Source organism: Edaphobacter sp. FHG110511_03, from assembly GCF_059115365.1.
Genome location: NZ_JBZYWL010000051.1, coordinates 1 through 832, shown reverse-complemented (window position 1 = coordinate 832; position 832 = coordinate 1). Strand labels below are relative to the sequence as shown.

Here is an 832-nt window from a genome sequence, read left to right as displayed (position 1 = left end):
CCCAGGCCATAGCGTGAAGCTGGTTTCCCGGTTTGAGTTGCCTTGGCCATCGCAAGTCGAGCGTTGTCGAAGTTTTGCCAAAGCCCGTGGTCTTCGACCGACGGAAGGGTGATGGTCTCTCCTGCGTCCAGCCCCGCCAGAGCAGCGTCGACACAATCGTCGGCAGTCATGACCGTAGCAGGATCAAGGTTTTTAACCCCGCCGATTCCGGCGACATCCCAAATTTCGGTGTCGGTACTGGCGGGCAATACGAGCTGCACACGTACGTTAGTGCTTGCGAGTTCATCTCGAAGTCCGATCGTGAACAGCATGACGTGCGCCTTAGTTGCGCTGTACGAAGTGCTGATCGGTGTCGCAAAAAAGGAGAGCACTGACCCGATGTTGATCAATGTACCGCTATTTCGCTTCACGAAGTTGGGCAGAACAGCCAAACTCAGATGAGTTACTGACTTCGCATTCACATTCATCTGATTGTCGACGATCTCGACGGGAAGATCGACAGACGGCTTTAGCGCAGAGGTGCCCGCGTTGTTTACCAGCATGGTAATTCTTTCGTTAGCTGCAAGAATATCTTCAGTCCGCTTAAGGTCCGCGTCGTCGCCAAGATCGGCCACTAAAATATCAGCTTGGACACCATACTTGTGCTGCAGTTCCTGCGACAGAATCTCAAGTCGCTCTCTACGACGCGCAACCAGAAGTAAGTCATAACCCCGCTTCGCCAGCCGATCTGCGTATACCTTTCCAATACCCGATGAAGCTCCCGTCACCACCGCGACTTCCGGTCTACCCTTACCTTGTGTGCTCATATGCCGAACCTCCTCTTCCATATCAA

The 832-nt window shown here is 53.5% G+C and carries 1 protein-coding gene; it reads right to left on the bottom strand.

What is annotated here, in order from left to right; translation table 11 throughout:
• On the bottom strand, positions 1–806 hold an 806-nt coding region (locus AC5S26_RS29900; protein ID WP_494188596.1), incomplete at its 3' end, for an SDR family NAD(P)-dependent oxidoreductase.
• Positions 807–832 lie beyond the last annotated feature (26 nt).